This is a genomic window from Neobacillus sp. KR4-4 (genome assembly GCF_042136325.1).
In the GTDB taxonomy this organism is placed as follows: domain Bacteria; phylum Bacillota; class Bacilli; order Bacillales; family Cytobacillaceae; genus Neobacillus.
On record NZ_JBHHJU010000002.1, the window covers coordinates 109,333 to 125,670 of the forward strand.

General features: G+C 43.9%; 15 protein-coding genes. 3 read left to right on the forward strand and 12 right to left on the reverse strand.

What is annotated here, in order from left to right:
- Window positions 1–104: 104 nt before the first annotated feature.
- Both ACE198_RS02230 and spoIIQ read right to left on the reverse strand, forming a co-directional pair.
- Window positions 105–2,102, reverse strand: a complete 1,998-nt coding sequence (locus ACE198_RS02230) for a penicillin-binding transpeptidase domain-containing protein (protein WP_375374581.1) — start codon at window positions 2,100–2,102, stop codon at window positions 105–107.
- A gap of 282 nt (window positions 2,103–2,384) precedes the next feature.
- Window positions 2,385–3,242 (reverse strand): stage II sporulation protein SpoIIQ, encoded by an 858-nt coding sequence (gene spoIIQ, locus ACE198_RS02235; RefSeq protein WP_375374582.1) that lies wholly within the window; start codon window positions 3,240–3,242, stop codon window positions 2,385–2,387.
- 149 nt (window positions 3,243–3,391) lie between these two features.
- Here spoIIQ and ACE198_RS02240 point away from each other — a divergent pair, with 149 nt between their 5' ends.
- Window positions 3,392–3,808 carry a VanZ family protein gene (locus tag ACE198_RS02240; RefSeq protein WP_098571488.1) on the forward strand — a complete coding sequence of 139 codons (417 nt, stop codon included), beginning with the start codon at window positions 3,392–3,394 and terminating at the stop codon, window positions 3,806–3,808.
- Between the two features lie 322 nt (window positions 3,809–4,130).
- Here ACE198_RS02240 and spoIID read toward each other — a convergent pair whose 3' ends face one another.
- Window positions 4,131–5,168: a stage II sporulation protein D gene (spoIID, locus tag ACE198_RS02245; RefSeq protein WP_251459487.1), complete on the reverse strand. Its 1,038-nt coding sequence runs from the start codon at window positions 5,166–5,168 to the stop codon at window positions 4,131–4,133.
- Between spoIID and ACE198_RS02250 the strand changes: the two genes are divergently transcribed.
- Entirely contained in the window at window positions 5,167–5,436 is a 270-nt protein-coding gene (locus tag ACE198_RS02250; RefSeq protein WP_375374583.1) for a hypothetical protein, read from the forward strand. The genes spoIID and ACE198_RS02250 overlap by 2 nt on opposite strands.
- A gap of 179 nt (window positions 5,437–5,615) precedes the next feature.
- Here the strand turns inward: ACE198_RS02250 and murA are convergent, their stop codons facing one another.
- The 5 genes from murA to ACE198_RS02275 form a co-directional block, all read right to left on the reverse strand.
- On the reverse strand, window positions 5,616–6,926 hold the full coding sequence (gene murA, locus ACE198_RS02255; RefSeq protein WP_251459488.1) for a UDP-N-acetylglucosamine 1-carboxyvinyltransferase: 1,311 nt from the start codon (window positions 6,924–6,926) through the stop codon (window positions 5,616–5,618).
- Window positions 6,927–6,958: 32 nt separating this feature from the next.
- The gene (locus ACE198_RS02260) at window positions 6,959–7,738 is read right to left on the reverse strand and encodes a YwmB family TATA-box binding protein (protein WP_251459489.1); all 780 of its coding nucleotides are present in this window, start codon (window positions 7,736–7,738) and stop codon (window positions 6,959–6,961) included.
- 174 nt (window positions 7,739–7,912) lie between these two features.
- Window positions 7,913–8,155 (reverse strand): DUF1146 family protein, encoded by a 243-nt coding sequence (locus tag ACE198_RS02265; protein WP_026568263.1) that lies wholly within the window; start codon window positions 8,153–8,155, stop codon window positions 7,913–7,915.
- Window positions 8,156–8,317: 162 nt separating this feature from the next.
- A complete protein-coding gene (locus ACE198_RS02270) occupies window positions 8,318–8,500 on the reverse strand; it encodes a hypothetical protein (RefSeq protein WP_098571492.1) in 183 nt (60 codons plus the stop codon).
- Between the two features lie 78 nt (window positions 8,501–8,578).
- Entirely contained in the window at window positions 8,579–8,899 is a 321-nt protein-coding gene (locus tag ACE198_RS02275; protein WP_375374584.1) for a YflT domain-containing protein, read from the reverse strand.
- A 196-nt stretch (window positions 8,900–9,095) separates the two neighbouring features.
- Between ACE198_RS02275 and ACE198_RS02280 the strand changes: the two genes are divergently transcribed.
- Complete coding sequence (locus ACE198_RS02280; protein WP_098571494.1) at window positions 9,096–9,350, forward strand: GlsB/YeaQ/YmgE family stress response membrane protein; 255 nt, start codon at window positions 9,096–9,098, stop codon at window positions 9,348–9,350.
- Between the two features lie 114 nt (window positions 9,351–9,464).
- On the opposite strand, the gene ACE198_RS02285 is transcribed toward ACE198_RS02280, so the two are convergent.
- The 4 genes from ACE198_RS02285 to ACE198_RS02300 form a co-directional block, all read right to left on the reverse strand.
- Window positions 9,465–10,922, reverse strand: coding sequence for an alpha-amylase (locus ACE198_RS02285; RefSeq protein ID WP_375374585.1), 1,458 nt, complete (start codon window positions 10,920–10,922; stop codon window positions 9,465–9,467).
- A 27-nt stretch (window positions 10,923–10,949) separates the two neighbouring features.
- Window positions 10,950–12,449, reverse strand: coding sequence for a cardiolipin synthase (gene cls, locus ACE198_RS02290; RefSeq protein WP_375374586.1), 1,500 nt, complete (start codon window positions 12,447–12,449; stop codon window positions 10,950–10,952).
- A 122-nt stretch (window positions 12,450–12,571) separates the two neighbouring features.
- Window positions 12,572–13,576, reverse strand: coding sequence for a CheR family methyltransferase (locus tag ACE198_RS02295; protein ID WP_375374587.1), 1,005 nt, complete (start codon window positions 13,574–13,576; stop codon window positions 12,572–12,574).
- Window positions 13,573–16,281 carry a CHASE3 domain-containing protein gene (locus ACE198_RS02300; RefSeq protein WP_375374711.1) on the reverse strand — a complete coding sequence of 903 codons (2,709 nt, stop codon included), beginning with the start codon at window positions 16,279–16,281 and terminating at the stop codon, window positions 13,573–13,575. Before ACE198_RS02300 ends, ACE198_RS02295 begins: the two co-directional genes overlap by 4 nt.
- Window positions 16,282–16,338: the final 57 nt, after the last annotated feature.

The following is a 16,338-nucleotide window of genomic DNA, read 5'->3' on the forward strand; positions in this document are numbered from 1 at the left end:
AAAACACACCAAGCCCCTTGGTGTTAACTCCCAACTATTTATTGTGGTGCCTTTATTGTGGTGCCTGACACCAACCCCGGTGCCTGACACCACACAGTACTCATCTACCGTACCAACTCAAAAACCTTTTTCACTTTCTTAACCGGGATCTGCGACCCGCCCCGCTTCTGGACATTCTCGACCATCATGGCAACCATTAGACTCGGTGAATTTGTGTTATATCCAATGAACCAGCCATTTTCCGTGCCGGTTTCACCTTGCTTTTGTTTAATCTCCGCTGTTCCCGTCTTGCCCGCCAGCGGGTTCTCCTTCATATCGGCAGCATGTGCGGTTCCGGCGGCATCGCTAACCACCTTCCGTAAATCCGCCGCAATCACTCCGGCATGTTCCGCGGAGACCACGGACTCCTTCCACACCTGTCCTTGCTGTTCATCCGTTAAGAGGATTGGCTTAATCATATTGCCATTATTGATAAATGGTGTGTATGCTGACAGCAAATGCACGATGCTCATTTGAATCTGCCCTTGACCATACCCCGTATCGGCAAGCGATATATCTCGGTCCAGCGCGCCAATCGTGGATTTCTCGAGCGGGAAAGGAAACGCCAGCTCTTCTTCAAAGCCAAATTTCTTCAGCCCATCCGCGAACGCGGCTTTCCCCGTTTTTAACGCCGCTTGGGCAAAATAAATATTATCACTAAATACGAATGCCTTTTCCAGATTAACCGGAGCTGAACCGGCGTGGACTCGCGTTACAAAATAACCGCCCCACGACTTATCCTTTTGCCACTTCTTCCCTACTATCGGTACCGCCTGCTCCGGCGTGATCGCTCCGTTTTCCAATGCTATCCCTGCCGTGATTGCCTTCATGACAGATCCCGGTGCAAAGGTTTGTTTAAACCGCGTTGAGAGGGGCTTTTTCTTGCTTTCCTGCAGTGCCTTCCATTCAGCCGCCGAGAAGCCGAGCATCGCTTGATTCGGGTCAAATGAAGGCGTGCTGACAAGCGCCAGCGTTTCCCCCGTCACCGGGTTCATAGCGGCTCCCGTGCCCGCTTCCTTGCCAAGTTGGTCATAGATTGCTGTCTGAACATCCACATCAATCGTCAGCTTCACTGCTTTTCCATCCTCCACTGGCTTTTCAGCGAGCACCTCCTTGCCGCCATTCTTCTTGTTAATGGTAATTGTTACCCCAGGCTTGCCCCTTAACTGCTCGTCATACACTTGTTCAAGTCCTCTTTTGCCAATCATATCACTGCTTGTGTATCCCTTATATTTGAGTTTCTCCAACTCATCTGCCGTGATCGCCCCAACATATCCAATAAGCTGTGCCGCGGCTTTGCCATACGGATAGATACGTGCTTCCACCTTTCGCGTTTGCACCGGCTCGAGGGCAATCAACTGGGCAATCCGGGCCTCATCCTCCATCGACACCCGCTTCAACGGCACGAACAGCTCCGGCTTTACCCAACTTGCACTTATTGCCTTCTTAATCTGATCAGGGCTCATTTTTAATAGCGAGGACAGTGGCTCTAGCATCTGGTCCGTCACCTTCCCTGCCACCACACCGACCTCGTACACTTGGCCGTTCACAGCCAGCCCAATCTCATTGCGATCGAAGATCTCTCCTCTTTTTGGGGCAGTCGTATTAATGCCAATTTTATCTCCTTCTTGCAATTTCGGAAAAATGTACCCTGTATTCCAGTCTATATACCAATTCTTCTTGTCGGCTCGCTCTTCTTTCTTTAAGTTAGCTTTGTGGGTGAATTGAATCGGACCCGCCACGCTATTCATGCTTGCCTTAAATGAATATTGGGCTTGTTCCTTTTCCCCCTGTTTATCTTCTTTTGGTTTTTTAAAGTCAATCTTGAGGTCTGTTATCTGAAGATCTTTGTAGATTTTTTGATAGCGGCTTGTAAATTCCTCTTTGGTGATTTTCTTCTTCGCATTAGTAGAAAGATAATCATACATCTGATCAAACTTCTGCCCATTCCATAACGCTATGTACTTCGCCAAACGATCCTGCGGCGTCGGCTCCTTACTACAGCCAGCCAGAACCGCCATCATCAGCAGCACCACCAGCATGGCCCCTACTAACTTCCTCAACAAAATCCCTCCCTTAAAAAGTTTGGTTTACGGTGTCAGGCACCACCCAAAGACACTTTCTCCATTTTGTACACCAGTGGCGGACACCACTATTAATTACTTTTGGTGTCAGGCACCAATAACCAATATTTATTATTATACCTTGAATATACAGAAAATGGTGTTGTGCCCATTTATTATGAGTAGAATAAAGTGTGAATTAGTTCGAGCTTGTGCGAATTAATGTGAAATGAGTGCAAAAAAAAGAGGAAAGAATTCCCCTTCCCCTTTGTAACGTTATAATTATGAGTTTGTTTTTTCTGTTGAGTTAGTAGAATTGTCATCCGCATTTTTATCTTCGTCGGAAGATTTTTCTTGATCAAGGGAATTGTCTGGATCCTCAATCATTTGCTCTTTTTCTTTCATTTGTGGAGTTTCTACTGATTCGCTTGCATTTTCATTCGATAGTTTTGCTTCCTGTAAAGTGCTTAACGATTTGTTAAAATAGTCACTAGGGTTTACAGCAATACCATCTTTACGAATTTCAAAATGTACATGTGTTCCAGCTTTTTCATTGAACAAGCTTTGTCCAGCCTTGGCAATCACTTGTCCCTGTTTTACCTCGTCGCCAACCTTGATCTTTATGTCTTTAACGGATTGATATTGTGTTACAATACCTTTGTCGTGTTCCACTTCAATGACGTTCCCAAGGACTGCATCTTCTTCAACACGTGTAACAGTACCGCTTAGTGATGCAACAACATCAAACGATTCGCCGTCTTTCACGGTCACATCGATACCAGTATTTGGTTGGTAAGTATTGTTGTAGAATACCAAAGCCGCTTCCTGGTCTTCTGTTTTTCCATTGAAATCATAGAATTTCGTTTTTACAACAGCTGCATCCGCATTTTCCACTGGCATTTTGAAGTCTTCAAATGTTTTGCTTACTTCAACAGCTGGTTCTTGACCCTTTTTACCAGCAATATCCGTGGATTTGTAATCGTACTTGTCTGTTGCGTTGTTGCTTGTTTGATACCATAGTACCGCGGTCAAAATGATTGCTGCACTTGCAATATAGATGGCTGGAAATACCCAACGCTTTTTGAAAAAGCGTTTTACGCTGGAACTTTGAGAAGATCGTTTGTTTTCTTCCTCTCTCATTTTCATCACCTCAGCAATCATTCTGAACAGATAAGTAGAATTATATACACTAGTGAAAAAAATTTTTTTGAACTTATTTTTCAACAATGATTTAATTTTTATGCATGAAGTTGGAAAAAATTTTTTCGAGCATATTGGGAGGAATTTATATGAAAATTTTTAAATGGGTATTGCGGGTGCTCCCGTTTGCCTATATGGCGGCCATTTTTATTATGTCGAGCTTGCCTGCGGACCATTTTGTGAAACTGCCTGATTCCAAAATCGACCACACCATTAAGGAATCGTTACATTTAATAGAGTTTGCCATTTTGTATGTATTGCTCGTGCTAGCGATGTTAACCCGCCGAGGGGCGTTCACGCCTGCCTTAAACATAACCTGCGCTGTTATCGCTGGCCTCTATGGAATCAGCGACGAAATCCATCAGTCCTTCTACGCCTACCGCTCGGCGTCCTGGTTCGACTTAGTCAAAGACTTCACCGGGATCTTGGTTTGTTTTTACTTTATCCGAGGGGCATTGTTTAAGGGGAAATTTAAGGGACTTGGGAAGGTACTAGGCCGTGTATAGTTTTAGGAAAATAAATTCTTCCCGTAAAGGTTAAGTTCATAGATTTAAGAATTTGATTGGCACTTTTAGGGGATTCAATCCCCTGATAACGTCTCAATTCTGAGTTTGTAATCGAGGGCTTGATTACAAGAAAATATCGTGATAGCTTGGATATGGGCTGTTTTTGATTTGCACTCGCAATTCGGGCACACCCATGTTCCGTACATATTTCATGCCGCTAAACAGTTACATGCTGGACAAGGCACAACTGGGAGGAGATCATTATTGTATCCTCCCAAAATACAAAAAAACCAGGCATCTCAGCCTGGTCCATTCATAACTACTATTTCTTCGCCGTAACCGTATCAAGCATATGATCCGCCGCTGTAATCTTCACGCCCTTGTAGTAATGCTTCACGATCTCCTGATAGTTCTTTCCTTCTTTAGCCATCCCATTCGCCCCATATTGGCTCATTCCGACGCCATGGCCAAATCCCTTCGTCGTAATCACAATATTGTCGCCCTTGCGCTTCCACGAGAAATCAGACGAGCGCAGTTCCAGTTTTTCACGAATTTGTATCCCTGATAGGACTTTCCCGTTGAAATCGACCTTACCCACACGCTTACCAGCCGTTCGGTCCACTATCTTGCCAATTGTTGATCCGGAGCCAAGGTTCACACCAAGCCGTCTTTCAAACTCATGAACAGACATCACTTTTTGACTGTTATATTTCGGGGACTTTTTATCCCACGGACTGGATACACTTCTTAAATAAGGAAATTTTCCTTCCCAGACATCTTCCGAATTTTCCGTATAGCCATTCCCTGTGGAGAAGAACAAAGCATCGATTGGCTTGCCGTCATAGGTCAATATTTGACCCGCAGTAGCCCGAACAGCATCTACGATCTTCTTCTTTTTCCATTCATAATTTGCGCCCCAATCCCGCCTCTGCTCTGCATCATTCATATAAACTTGGTGGATAACGGTGTCCGTCACCTGAGCACCTTTGGGAACGCCCAGTGTATCTTTATTAATTAATCGGTTAACGATATACGTTCTCGCTGTTAATGCCTGGGCCTTGAGTGCTTCCTCTTTGAAATCAACGGGCATTTCAGCTGCCACCACGCCAACGAGGTAATCTTCTAATTGGACACTTTCAATGGTTGATCTTGCAGTCCGGAAGACGGCGACATCCACATCAGGGTCAGAAGAAGCCGGCACCACTTTTGCTTCTTTTGCGGGGGTCTTTGTTAAATCCTCCCCTAACTTTCCGCTCGCTTGATGTTCATCAGAAAACGGTAAAACAAGGACTGCGGGAATAATCAGTGTCAAGGCAATAAGGACTGCTGCTGCTACGACGAATGGTTTGATTTTTATCATGATAGTGCCTCCAGTTTGCAAATTCACAGCCACACCAAAACATACAAAGGCGGGATGCGTCTCAATTAATACATATGGAGGCGGACAAGCATTTATTACGGATTTTTGCAGAAAACTGAACAGGGTAGTAAACGTGGTGTCAGGCACCGCCCGTGGACAAATCATGGTTAAATGTCTTTTTGTGGTGCCTGACACCATCCGTGACACCATCCGTGGACAAATCATGGATAAATGTCTTTTTCTGGTGCCTGACACCACCAATCCATAGACAAATGTCTTTTACTAGTGCCTGACACCATCAAAACTACACACCAGTCACCACAAAAAAAAGCCACTAAACGCAAAAAAAGGCCCAATTCTACATCAGGGCCCGTTGTTTTGCGATTGCACGTTGTTACGTGGATTTCAGACTTTCCTGATTGGAAAATCAATCAGATCTGAAATCATTTACGCATTCATATCCGATACAAGGTTCTGAACTTCTGTGAACGTTTCGTCAGCTTCGTTGATTCGTTCGATGTCAGCGCCTAGTCTTGCTAGTTTGCCGTGGAAGTCTACATAGCCGCGGTCTAAGTGTTTCAACTCAGTCACGCGAGTCATGCCTTCAGAAACTAAACCAGTTAAAATTAATGCAGCGGCGGCACGAAGATCTGTTGCTGATACTTCTGCACCTTGTAAGTTTGAAGAACCATTTAAAATAACAGAACGGCCTTCAATCTTGATGTCTGCGTTCATACGGCGGAATTCCTCGACATGCATAAAACGGTTTTCGAAGACCGTTTCAGTTATCATCGAAGTACCATTGGCACGAAGCAGCAATGCCATCATTTGTGATTGCATATCTGTAGGGAAACCAGGGTGCGGCATCGTCTTGATGTCAACAGCCTTCATACGATCGGTTCCAATGACACGGACGCCATCTTCTTCCTCACGAATCGTGATACCCATTTCTACCATTTTTGCAATCAAAGATGATAAATGTTCAGGAACAGCGCCTTTTACCAATACATTACCACCCGTAATCGCTGCAGCTACCATAAAGGTACCAGCTTCGATTCGGTCAGGAATAATATTGTGGTCTGCACCAAATAACACGTCTACCCCTTCAATACGAAGAGTTCCAGTGCCGGCGCCGCGAACTTTAGCGCCCATTTTGTTCAAGAAATTGGCAAGGTCAACGATTTCCGGTTCTTTTGCCACATTCTCAATAATTGTCGTACCTTCCGCAAGAGTGGCAGCCATCATGATATTCTCAGTGGCCCCAACACTTGGGAAGTCTAAATAAATCTTTGCACCTTGTAAGCGGCCGTTTACTTCCGCTTCAATAAAACCGTTTCCTACCTTAACCGTTGCTCCCATGGCTTCAAAGCCCTTGAGATGCTGATCGATAGGACGGGATCCAATGGCACAGCCACCCGGTAAGGCCACACGAGCACGGCCATTACGAGCGAGTAATGATCCCATGACAAGCACAGACGCGCGCATTTTTCGAACGTATTCGAATGGCGCCTCATCTTTTAACGCTTTGGATGCATCTACTTCGACTGTATTGTTTTCAAACGACACTTCAGCATTTAGGTTGCGTAAAACTTCATTAATTGTGTATACATCGGAGAGTGTAGGTACATCACGTAATACACTTTTTCCGTCACTTGCTAATAATGTTGCAGCGAGTACAGGCAGAACGGCATTTTTTGCGCCTTCAACTTTAACCGTTCCATCAAGCCTTTTTCCGCCGCGGACGATGATCTTTTCCAAGAGTATTCCCCTCCGCGTCCATTTTCTCTATATTAATATTCAATCGTAATGATTGGTGTGCCAACTACGATGGTAGTTTTAGCGCCCAATCCTTCGGAGCGTATGCCAATTTGTAAATTCATGTTCTCTCGTTGATTCTCTATGGAGCCTGTAAACATCGGCGAATTCGCCGAAACAGACATGAAAGTCTCCTCTTTTAACGCTTCGATTTCTTTTGCTTTAAATCTTGACATCATTTGATTCATTGTCTTAGGTAAAGACTTATCAATCTTATCACCGACTGTACCTTTCATACAAGAGAAAACTGTTGGATTTCCTCGAAATATGTCAGTTAGCCTAGTTTTAAATTGACTAGTAGTGAAAAAGGCCTTTGTCGCCGAATTCCACTCCTTACCAGAGATACTATATACTATATACGCATTAACAGGTTGTTTTGTGTGGGTTGCCATAATTTGAAGCATTTCGTTGTGGTGTTTAGATGTTGGAGATACTGCTGTTAATTCCCATTTTTGGCTGGTATTTTTAACAGACCATTCCCAATCAGGAAACTTAGCTTGAAGCTCTTTAGCGTAGTCCTTTACTTCCTGCAAACTTTCCATGCCATCCAAATGCTCTCTTGCATAAAAAGTCCATTCATCGAGCAAAATATTTTCGGCTTGTAACATCGAGCCGATTTTAATTAAGTCCATTTCTTTTTCAAAAAAGGAACTAGTTCCGCCGCTATTTGCTTCACTTGTTTGGTTCCCCATAACAACCAAAATTACACTAAGTATGATAACTACGCTCAAAAGGATTTGACTCTTTCTCTTCATCTCTACTCCCCCTTACTACCATTGTTACCAGGTAGAGGAGTAGCATACTTGGGAAATGTCGTCACTTTTAGACAAAGTTCCATGCTTTATTGATGTTATTTTTTCCACACAAAGACGATTGTACTCAATTTCTAGACAAATAGGAACATGTACGAAGAACTAAAATTTTTCCAATTAACTATTTTGCATGATCAAAGGCAGTTGTCTAGACCATTGGAGATAATCAAGGAAAAAGTTACTAACAGATGAACCAATGATGATGGCTAATAATATGTAAAGTAACCGCGCCTGAAAAACATGACCCGCTTTCAGCAATTGATCCAACCGAATCGCTTGCAGGGCCCACCAGGAAATCGCTATAAAAATTAAATGTGACACAATACTTAACAATGCCATTTGACCAAAATCATTTATCACCCTACACCCTCCTTTTTTCACACAATGTTTATTCTATCACAAACTTCACCTTAATAGTTTCCTTTTCTATCCATTTTTCAAAAAATACTTTTTAATAAAAAATTCGCCTTCCACTGCACTATTAGAAGGCGAATTTTAGGCTGACACGACCCACATATTTAACTAATTAACCTGATTCCAAACCCTGCCGATATTTAATGGGACATATACCTTGTCGCCGTGTATTTGCTTGTGCACGATTGGATTTTCAAAGTTGGTATCAGGACATTGTTCCTTTCGCACTTTGCGGCGTGCTCGAACGTTCCCTCCAAAAAAATCAGCCAAGTTCACTTTTGAAATTTTCATCACCTTAACTCCTTTCCATTTGTTGTATGTAAGAGAAACAAAAGGAGATCCTTTTGTCCCCCGCCTGAAGCTTGAATTTTATTTGGCTGCTACAACCACGACTCGACCTTTGTCTAATTCCTTTTCAAATTGCTGCGCTTCTGTATCGGATAATCCTAATGATTCCATTTTTGAACGAAGCTCGTCCCCGCGGGAACGAAACACATTTGCGATGGAATCCAAGAATCCTTGTTCGCTTACCCCGATCTCATTGGTTTCCAGCGCCTCCGACAAATCCTCGGAACGTTCTTTGCTGTGAGCCAACAAGTAAACTTCATCTTTACTGAACCCTTGATTTAATAATTGTTCAATTTCCTGTTTGGCTTGAAGACCATTTTCCACTAGTTTGACCTGTCTCATTCTAACTACCTCCTAAATAAATTTCGTTAGTAAGTTGAAATGCTGCTTGATGTTAACTGGGTGTATAACCCTTTTTTAAAAATTGAAACCTTTATGCTGAAAAAATGATTTTTTTATCAAAAAATGTTTGGCCATTGCAGGAGCGGGTATTACATGATTAAGTTCCACATTACTTATTAGAAAGGGATGAGTTTTCATGGGATTTATTTGGTCTTTAATTATCGGAGGAATTATCGGGTGGTTAGGAGGTCTCGTCATCGGACGTGATATTCCAGGAGGTGTCATTGGAAATATCATCGCTGGATTTATTGGAGCTTTTCTCGGATCCTTGATATTAGGAGATTGGGGTCCGGAAGTCGGAGGATTTTATCTGATTCCAGCCATCTTGGGCGCGATTCTACTCACATTAATCGTCGGCTTCCTTATGAAAGGCATGAGACGGGAAGCTTAAATAATTGGTTCACTCAGGGAGACTGCCGCCACGCAGTCTCTTTTTATGTTTTTCCCAAAAGAAAAACACCTCAAAAAAACAAGGTGCCTCCGGTCCGACTTTATTTTAAAATAGCTACTCTTCCGGTTGTGCCCACACTGACACGCTGCCGCCGTTAACAAGGAACGTCGCAAATCCATCTTCTTCTATTTGAATAGGCTCGTCGCGTGATCCGGTGAGATCCACCCACACTTCCCCTGCCCGGTCTTCACCGACGAACATTCTCTTTTCACCATCATCCTGATTTGAAATGAGGACCGCGCAGCCTGAACGCTCCAGTTCCGCCTGGCCGCGACGGACCCAGCCAATCAAATTGGCGTCGTCGAAATAATCTTCTTGTTCGCCATAAGCTTTATGAAAACGAGCATATAGCAGCGGATCGATCGCCACCCTCTTTCCTTCAATAGGCTCTTCTCCCCCAATGCCAAAATAATCTCCGTAAAAAATACATGGATGGCCATCTTTGCGGAGCAGAATCAGCGCATATGCAGACTGCTTAAACCAATCCTCCACCCAGGATTCCAGAGCCTCGTTTGGCTGGGTGTCATGATTATCCACAAAAGTGACTGCATGTTCCGGATTCGTTTGAACCAACGTATCATCGAAAATGGTCGTCAAATCAAAATCAGCCCCGGCCATTGCTGCTTCATGAAATTTATAATGAAGGGGAACGTCAAATAACTGGAGCTTGTGCTCAACATTTTTCAAAAACGTTTGGCAGGCAGAAAGCTCCGCGACCCAAAATTCGCCTAGAAAATAAAAGTCTTCTCCTTGCTGCTTCCGAACAGCATCGATAAATTTTTTAATAAAACGAGAATCAATATGTTTAATTGCGTCTAAGCGGTAACCGCTGCATTGTAAAGTATCGGCAAGCCAGATTCCCCACTGGATCATTTCTGCCTGTACATCTGGTTGATGGTAATCAATATTGGCATACATTAAATAGTCGTAATTACCAAATTCCTTATCGACATGGTCATTCCACTTTTTATCCTCGCCGACCATCCGAAAAATTCCGGTTTTCTTCGATTTTGCATCATAGTCGATACCATTAAAATGTTCAACTCCCCATTTGAACGCTGAATACTTTTCCTTCCGATTCGGGAAGGTGAATTTGGTATACCCCTCTATTTCAAACGGCTCAGAAATCTCTTCGGTTCGGTCCTCCTTGCTCACTTCAACGACTTGAAATCTCTCGGTCTTATCCGCCCCGCCTTTATGATTCATGACCACATCTGCATAGACATGAATCCCATGCGCAGACAATGCGGCAATCGCGGCTAGTAATTCTTGCTTCGTTCCATATTTCGTCCGAACTGTCCCTTTTTGATCGAATTCACCCAAATCATAAAGATCGTATACCCCATAGCCCGTATCTTCTGCCGATTGACCTTTCGTTACGGGTGGAATCCACACCGAATCGATTCCTATCCTCTTTAGCTCAGGAGCGATCTTTTTCAGGCGTTTCCAATGGGTACCATCGGCTTCAATATGCCACTCAAAGAATTGCATCATCGTCTGGTTTCGTTTCATGGTTTTTCCCCCTTTATCTTGGCTATTTTATAAAACACCGGAAAATAGGCGGGCAAAGGATTCCTTTACCCTTTCAGTCAGTCCTCTTTTGTAAAATTCCACTGGGCGGATTCTCAGACACTCCTTCAAGTCTTCTTCATAATGCGCCACTAGGTCTTGGATGGATTTCGCCCCGATTAAAAATAAATTCACCTCAAAGTTGAGACGAAAGCTGCGCATATCCATATTGGCTGTGCCAATCGTGGCAAGATCGCCATCCACAATCATCACCTTCTTATGAAGGAATCCCTTTTGGTACGCATAAACCTCGACGCCGGCACGCAACAATTCCGGCAAATAAGAACGCGTTGCATATTGGGTGAGAAAACCATCATTGGTGTCAGGCACCATGATTCGTATTTGAATCCCTTTATGTGCGGCAATCCGCAATGCGGTTCGAATGGCTGGATTGGGGACGAAGTACGGCGACGCTATCCAAATGGATTTTGTGGCGCAGGAGATCATCGCATAATAATGGTCACTCATCCGTTTTGTTTCTGGGCCGGTCGCGACGACATGGACGAGACCATCGCTGGGGGCAGGGTTTGGTTTCATATAGCGTTCATCCGTCACCAGCATCTCCCCGCTCACATACCGCCAATCTACTAAAAACACGGCATGCAAGGTTTGGACTGCTTCCCCTTCAAGAAGGACATGGGTATCACACCAGAATCCAATATTCTCGTCTTCCCCTAGATATTCGACTCCAACGTTCAGTCCACCGACAAATCCGACTTTCCCGTCAATGACAATGATTTTACGATGATTCCGAAAGTTAAACTTTTGATTAATCAGACCGCTTTTCAACGGCAAAAAAGGCTGGACCTTGATTCCTGCATCCTTCATTCTATTTATTGCTCCGCTTGAAAGTGTGATACTTCCCACCGCATCGTACATCAAACGCACTTCTACCCCTTCTTGTGCTTTATCCGTTAAGATGTCGATGATCTCATTCCCTAGCCGGTCATCTCGGAAGATGTAATATTCGAGGTGGATAAAGTCCTTAGCTTCGATTAGTGCGTTTTTGATTTCACGGAACGTTTCCTCACCATTTTTTAAAATTTTGGTTTGAGTATGGGAATTCGTAGGTGTGGAAGTCGCCCGATCCAAATAGTGTGTAAAATGGTGCTGGTGATAATTTAACTGGGAAAAATCGATCTTCTTGTGTTTTTGACTCATTCTTTCAAACACTTCACGATCCTTGATTCGCTTACTTTTAAAAAGATAGCCTTTTAATAATAATTGTCCTGAATAGACATAAATGATATAGCCAAGGATGGGCAGGAACACTAAAATATAAATCCATAAAAGCGTGTTTTGTGCGGTCCGATTTTCAAGCATTAATGAAAATACAGTAATCAAGATCATTCCTCCGTAGAGCGCGATGGAAATCACTTTCGACAGGAACGGAACGTCGGTAAAAAACACTATATAGGCTAGCCCAACCATAAAAATGATAAAAACCCATTCCATTCTCCGTTTTTTCATCACATCGTTCTCCCCCCAAATTTATCTAGATCCCCATATGGGGTAATACCCGATTTATCCGGATATTAATCATACTGATATTAAAAAAAAAGGTGCCTGACACCCAATGTGGGTGTCGGCACCTATGCTTTTCTGTATATTCGTTCATGTGGATTAAATTCTTGGTATTGCTTGCCCTTTGGCATAAACAGGATGGATTCTTTACTGCCAAGGCCGATGAATCCACCTTCAGCAAGACTGTCGTAAAATAGGCCATGGACTTTCTGCTGCAAATCATTGTCAAAATAGATCATGACATTACGGCATAAAATCACATGAAACTCATTAAACGAACGGTCGGCCACCAAATTATGCTGAGCAAAGATAAGGTTCTCTTCTAATTTAGGAGAAAAATAAGCAAACTGGTGATCCGTCGTATAGTACTCGGAAAAGGCCTTTTTTCCACCTGACTTTAAATAGTTCTTCGTATATTGCTGCATCTTCTTGAGAGGAAACGCTCCTTTTTGAGCAGCAGAAAGGGCTTTTTCATTAATATCAGTTGCGTAGATGGTTGTTTTTTTCGCGAGCCCTTCTTCCAGCATCAAAATGGCCATCGAATAGACCTCTTCCCCCGTCGCGCACCCAGCATGCCAAATCCGAATCTCTGGAAGCTCGCGCAATAATGGAACGACCTGGTTACGAAAGGCAGCGAAAAAAGTAGGATCTCGGTACATTTCCGTCATCCGAATCGAGAGATCATTCAATAATCGCTCCAAATACGCTTGATCGTGAAGGACTTGTTCCAATAAAGCCGTGATCGACGGAAGCCGCTCTGCTTTCATCCGATTCAAGACCCTTCTCGTTAAAGAGGCACGGACATACCCCCTGAAGTCATATCCGTACATTTGATATAAACCCTCAAGCAGCAAATTGATTTCGATATTCTGCAACTCCGTTGGCACTATTGTTTCTGTGAGTACATTGGAATCTTGCGGGTTTACCGGGTTTACCGGGTTTACTGGGTTAACTGGGTTTACTGGATTCACTGGGTTCACTTGGTTTACCGGGGGCACCGGTTGTATCGGGCTGGTCGGGTTCATCGGGTTTACCGGATTTACCGGGTTTACCGATTTTTTCATGCTCGTCAATCCTGATCCACCTGCTCTGTCAACCACACCCGCATCAATGAGAATAGCTGGTCGATTTTTAATGGCTTCATAATATAATCAGACGCACCTGCCTCCATACACTTATCACGTTCTCCTTTCATGGCTTTAGCGGTCAGCGCAATAATGGGCAGACTTTCCATCTGCAGGTCATGACGTATCGCCTTCATGGCCTCATACCCTCCCATCACCGGCATCATGATATCCATGAACACCAAGTCAAAGTCGGCTTGTTCTTGTAAAATTTCAATGGCGCGCTTTCCGTTCTCAGCCACTTGGACCACCACTCCTTTTTTCTCAAGCGTTGTCACAAGCGCATATACATTCCGTCCATCATCCTCAACAAGAAGTACCTTTTTCCCTTTAAACAAGCGTTCATCCGAAGTTTCAGCCTCCGTTCGATCAACGCGCGGCGGTTCTGATTCTTCTATAAATTCCTGTTCCTCGGTCAGCTCACTGGCACTTGCCGCCACTTCCTCCAACGCCAAGACTTCGAACAAATTATGGCTGACAGGCGCAAGACGGCTCGGTATATATAAGGTGAACGTACTTCCCTTATCTTGCTCGCTTTCGACTTCAAGCAGCCCGCCAAGCAAACGGGTAAATTCCCGGCAAATCGATAACCCCAGTCCCGTTCCGCCATATTGCCTGTTTGTGGTCCCGTCGACCTGTTGGAAGGCATCGAATATAATTTGCTGTTTATCTAATGGAATGCCAATTCCTGTATCAGTGATAGCGATGGCCAGCACGACAGCATCCTCTTGCAGGTCAGGCAATTCCGCGACTTTTTCAAGCGGAGCAAATTCAATTCGTACCGTAACGCCGCCCTGTTCCGTAAATTTAAAGGCATTGGATAATAAATTTTTCAAAATTTGCTGCAATCTTTGTCCATCCGTCGAAATGACCGGAGGCACATCTGGATGTGTGATCACATCAAAGGTCAAATTCTTTTTTCGCGCCACTGGCTCGAACAGATTTTTGAGCGTCTGTGGAATTTCTGTTACGTTGACTTCGTCCGTCAAAATTTCAATTTTTCCTGCTTCAATTTTTGATAAATCGAGAATATCATCAATCAGCCGCAGCAAATCTCCGCCAGCCGTATGGACTACACCCGCGTATTCTTCTACTTCTGACATGGTTAACTCATCATTATTCTCCATCAGCATTTGCGACAGAATCAGAATGCTATTCAATGGCGTGCGCAGCTCATGAGACATATTTGCAAGAAAATCCGTCTTGTATTGTGAACTCATCTGGAGCTTTCGAGAATAGTCTTCCAATTCATCCTTCGCCTTTTTGAGTTCCAGCGCTCGTTGCTCGGCATATTGCTTCTCCTGTTCCAAATACCCATTGGCCATTTGGAGCTGATCTTGCTGCATTTGCAATTCTTCCGATTGCGCTTGGAGTTCTTCCGATTGCGCCTGAAGTTCTTCTGTTAAAACCTGCGATTCTCCTAGCAGCCTTTCGACTTCCATTCTTCCTGTCACATTGGTAATCGCCGAACCGAACTTGTCTTGGAGCAGGTCGACTAAGGTAAGGTGCTGTGAGAGGAACGGCTGAAGCGCAGCAAGCTCAATCACAGCCTCTACCTTGCCATCTACTAAAATTGGAGCAATTAATAGATTCCTTGGGGAAGAAGCACCTAAGCCAGAGGTGACTTTGATATGTTCCTTGGGCAGTTGGTCAATCAGAAAGATCCGTTTATCGACAGCAGCTTGCCCAATCAGCCCTTCCCCCAATCGGAAACTCGCCCGGGCAGCTCCCTCATCGGCAACCGCGGCATAACCTGCCGCTTTGACGTAATAGACTTCGCCCCCTTCATTTTTGCGAAGATATACCACACCAAAAGAAGCTTGAAGTAATGGAGCCAATCTAGAAATAAACGATTGCGTCAATTCGCTAATATCCGTAATCCCTTGATACAATGTTGAGATATCCGCCATACTTTTCTGAATCCAACTCTGTTTCTCCAGACTGCTGAGGAGACTGTTCATGGCCTCCGCAAGCTCCCGGGTTTCGTCACGCGTATTCACTTTCATCCGTGTCGTCAGGTCGACATCTGAATCAGAATCGGTAATTCCTTTAATCGTTTTTACCACTTGATTGATGGTTCGAACGATGGAATTAGACTGTAACAGCGCCGCCGCGATGGTAATGAGTGTTACCAAACCAATCAGCGCGTACAACGTCACTTTTAAATTTTGATTGTTTTGCTTGAGTTGACTGATCCGTCCTGCCATCAGTTTCTTTTCACTGGCCAGAAATGAATCAAACTGGGTGCGGAGCTGGTCGGTTAATCTTTTTCCTGTACTTTTCTTAAAATGCTGGTCTAAGGCCGATTGATTATTGGCTTTTTTAGCATTGATGACATATTCCCCGGAATTAGTCATCCAACTCCTAATCAGCGGTTTTATTTCTTCTAAACTGCGCTGCTGCCTGTTGTTATCCTCTAACAAGGAATGAAGTTTATTGTAGTTATCCAGCCAGTTCCTGCTCCCTAGATTATAAGGCTCCAGGTATTCCTCATCTCCAGTGAGCGCATACCCTCTCATTCCGGTTTCCATGTCGAGAACATTTTTTTGAATTTGGTTCGTCAGATCGTGTACCTCAATATCATGTCCCGATATGAAGTCCACCTCGTTCTGTAAATCGGCCATTCGATTAATCACGATGAGCAAGGAAATCACCAAGCAAATCAAGATGGAGAAGTATCCGGTAATAATTTTCGCACGAATGTTGTAGTT